A 2,914-nucleotide genomic window follows, 5' to 3' on the forward strand; every position below is an offset into this window, starting at 1 on the left:
CCGCCGGCGGCGGCGCCTTCTCTGGGCGCGCGGGGCGTGCGCGCTGGCGGCGGTGCTCGCCGGAGCGACCGCGCTGGCGGCGCTCGTGGACTGGCTGGTTCTGCTGCCGGACGGGGCCCGCGTGGCGCTTTCGGCGGCGGCGTACGGGGCGGCGCTGGCGGCCGGATGGGCGACCGCCGGGCGCTTCCTCCGGCGCGCCCCCGACGCGCGCGTGCTGGCGCGCTTCGTGGAGCAGGCCCGGCCCGAACTTCGGGAAGACCTTCTTTCGGCCGTCGAGCTGGCCGACCCGCGCGCGGCCCGCGCGGTGGAGTCCCCCGCCTTCCTCGAGGCGCTTCAGCGGAGCGTCGCCGGCCGCCTCCGGAACGTCGAGGTCGAGGCGGTCCTTCCGCTTCGAAGGATCGCGCCGTGGGCCTGGGCGGCCGCGGGAGCCCTGGGCGTCGTCGGAGCGCTTCTCCTGGTTCCGGGGTTCCGCTACGAGCATCGCCTGCTTCGGGCGCTCCTCCCGCTGGCGAATCTCGAACGCCTGTCCCGCGTGGGCGTGGCGATCCTCGAACCGCGTCCGCCCGAGCGCCGCGTGCCGCAGGGGGACCGGGTCGGCGTGCGGATCGAGCTTTCCGGGCCCGAGACCCGGCAGGCGATCCTGGAGATCTTTCCCGAGGAGGGACGGCCGGAGCGGACGGAGATGCGTCCGCTCGGGGACCGGCGGTTCGAGGCGGCGGTGCCGGTGGGCCGCGCTCCGGTGTCGTACCGCATCCGGGCGGGGGACGCGATCACGAGGAAGTTTACGCTGACTCCCCTTCCGCGTCCGGAAGTGGTCGCGTTCCGGAAAACGTTCGTCTATCCGGCCTACACGGGCAAACCGCCGCGCCGCTCGGGCCCCGAAGCGTCGGGAGACCTGGTGGAGCTGGAGGGGACCGCCGTCGAACTCGACGTGGAGGTCAACGAGGACGTCCGCGCGGCCGAGCTGCGGCTGGAGCAGGGAGGCGCGCCGTCGACCGTGCCGCTGCGTCCGTCGGAGGATCCCCGGCGGCTGAAAGCCGCTCTGCAGCTTTCGAGTTCCGGGACCTACCGGGTTCACCTGACCGCGGCGGCGACCGGATTCGAGAACAAGTTCAGCCCGCAGTACGAGATGCGCGCGTTGCCGGATCTTGTGCCCCGCGTGTCGATCGACGAGCCCGCGCAGGATCTCCTCGTCCCTCCCGACGAGGTCGTCGTCCTGCGGGGCGTGGCGCAGGACGATCTCGGGTTGCGGCGGGTGGCGCAGGGGATCCGGGTCAACCAGGGCGAGTGGAAGGAGGTCACGCTCGCGGAAGACGCCGGGCTGCGGCACGCGGTGTCCCACCGCTGGGATCTTTATGAGCTCGGCGTTCAGCCGGGGGACCGGATCACGACGAAGCTGGTGGCGGTGGACCTCAAGGGCAACCGGGCCGAGTCGGCCCCGCTGCACGTCTCCGTCAGCGCGCCGGGATTCGATCCCCACCGGTTCCTTCCGCTGGCGGCCAAGGAGGGGGTGTACGCGGCGCTCGTCGAGCTGCGCGACGCGGCACGGGCGCTGGAGAAGCGGGCGGCGGAGGTGGCGGGACTGCCGGGGGGCGATGAGGAGCTTCCGCGGCGGCAGGCGCACCTGAACCTCCTGGCGCAGGTCGAGAAGGTGGCGCAGGAGGCGGAGGTGGCGGAGTCGCGCGCGAAGGAGGCGTTGCGGTCGGCGCGTTCGGCGCGCGAGGCGGAGGCGCTGGATCTGGCGGCGCGCGCGATGCGGCGTCTGCGGGAGGACGCGCTTTCCGAGGCGCGCGGGGAGGGCGCGCCGGCGGGCGCCGCGCGGCGGGCCGCGGAAGGGGCGGCCTTCGCCGAGGCGCAGTACCGGGAGATCCTGGCGGGGGAGGAGGCTCTGGCGATTTTCTCCGACCTGCGCGACCTGGCGCGGGAACAGGAGGGGCTGCGGCGGGGGACGCTCGCGGCGCGGGCGGCGCAGGATCCCAAGGTGTGGGAACGTCTCGCGCGGCGGCAGGGGGTGGCGTCCAGCCAGGCCAAGGCGGTGGAGGACGTCCTGGCGGTGCTCGTCCTGCGCGCTCCGGAAGGAATCGCGCGGCGGGTCTCGGCGCTGCGCAAGGAGCTGGAGGAGGCGCGGTCCGCGCTTCGCAAGGCGCTCGAGGCGCCCCTCTCCCCGGCGCTCGAGGGGGCGTCGGAGGGAATGCGGCAGGCCGTGGCGCGGGCGTTCTACGAATTCGTCGGGATCGAAAAGGAGCTGGCGCGCCGGGCGCGGGCGGCCCAGGCGGAGCTGGCCCGCGGATCGCCGCCCTCCCATGCGGACGTGCGCTGGGCGCGCGAGGCGCCGCCGGCGGATCGGATGCTCCGCGGACGGGCGGCCCAGGCGCTTCTGGGCGCCCGCGCGGCCGTCGAGGAAGCGCGGCGGGACGCGGATGCGTTCTTCGTCGCCGACTCGGCGCTGGCGGCGCGCGCGCTCGGGGCGGTGCTGGACGCCCGGGCGGCCGATCCTTCTTCGGGGGAGGCGCTGTCGACGATCGAGCGGGCCTATCGGACGCTCGAGACGGGGCACCGCGTCTCCGAGATCGCCGCGGCGCTGCGAGAGCTGGCCGAGGGGGAGCGCTGGCAGGCGGGTTCGACCGCGGCGGCGACGCGCCATCCGAAGGACGGGGCGTGGCTCGAGGACCGCGTCCGGACGCTCGAGGCGGAGCTCGGCGCGGCGGGGCTTTCGGAGGAGGCGGTCCGGGACTTTCTAAAGGCGTGGCGGGGAGGGCCGGGGGATGCGGTCCGTCGGGAGATGGCGGCCCGGGCCGCGCCGGACCGCAAGCCCGCCGGCGTGGCGCCGCCTCTGGAGGCGCTGGCCGCCGAGGCGGGGCGCGCGCGGACGCGCCTGGAGCCGTTCCTGGAAGCGGCGCGGCGCGAGCTGCGG

The 2,914-nt window shown here is 75.5% G+C and carries 1 protein-coding gene; it reads left to right on the plus strand.

Features of this window, described 5'->3' with window-relative positions; translation table 11 throughout:
- Positions 1-2,914, plus strand: a 2,914-nt coding sequence (locus tag VNO22_07195) for a hypothetical protein (GenBank protein ID HXG61139.1), incomplete at both ends; no start/stop codon positions are given.

It is taken from the genome of Planctomycetota bacterium (genome assembly GCA_035574235.1).
Taxonomy (GTDB): Bacteria; Planctomycetota; MHYJ01; order MHYJ01; family JACPRB01; genus DATLZA01.